The sequence below is a fragment of the Autumnicola psychrophila genome, assembly GCF_031846645.1.
Taxonomy (GTDB): Bacteria; Bacteroidota; Bacteroidia; order Flavobacteriales; family Flavobacteriaceae; genus Autumnicola; species Autumnicola psychrophila.
In genome coordinates this window covers 1-683 of sequence record NZ_JAVRHN010000035.1, presented here as the reverse complement: position 1 = coordinate 683, position 683 = coordinate 1, and the positions used below count along the sequence as shown (strand labels likewise).

General features: G+C 37.5%; 1 protein-coding gene. It reads left to right on the top strand.

The window, feature by feature from the left end:
- Nucleotides 1–661 (top strand): ISAon1 family transposase (locus tag RM541_RS17390; RefSeq protein WP_311501401.1); only part of this gene is annotated, 661 nt, incomplete at its 5' end.
- Nucleotides 662–683: the final 22 nt, after the last annotated feature.

Below are 683 nucleotides of genomic sequence, written 5' to 3'. Positions count from 1 at the left end.
TGGTCGAGTCAAGGAAATCACCTTAGATATGGCCAATTCTATGAAAACTATTGCCAGGAAATGCTTCCCTAAGGCCATACAGGTTACAGATCGCTTTCACGTACAAAAACTTACTTTAGAAGCGCTGCAGGATATTAGGATCAAGCACCGATGGGAGGCTATAGATATGGAAAATGAACAGATTAAACAGGTAAGATTAAAGCAAAAGGAATTTAATCCTGAAATCTTTGAAAATGGAGACAGCAGAAAACAACTATTAGCACGTTCCCGTTACCTGCTCTATAAAGCTCCTTCCAACTGGACAGAGAATCAATACCAACGTAGTAAAATACTCTTCGAGCAATATCCGGATATAAAGCTAGCTTTTAACCTCACACAAAGACTTAGAGATATATTTAATAAAGTAAAATCAGTGGAAGTAGCCTATACAAAACTCGCCCACTGGTACAAAGATGTAGAGGAGACGGGATTTAAGGTCTTCAATACCATTGCCAACACCATAACACTGAATTACAGGTCCATACTCAATTACTTCATCAACAGGAGTACAAACGCATCAGCAGAATCATTCAATGCAAAAATAAAAGCATTTAGAGCCCAATTTAGAGGTGTAAAAAATGTGGAATTCTTCCTCTATAGATTAACCACAATTTTTGCATAAACACAACAATTAGGCTTGATCC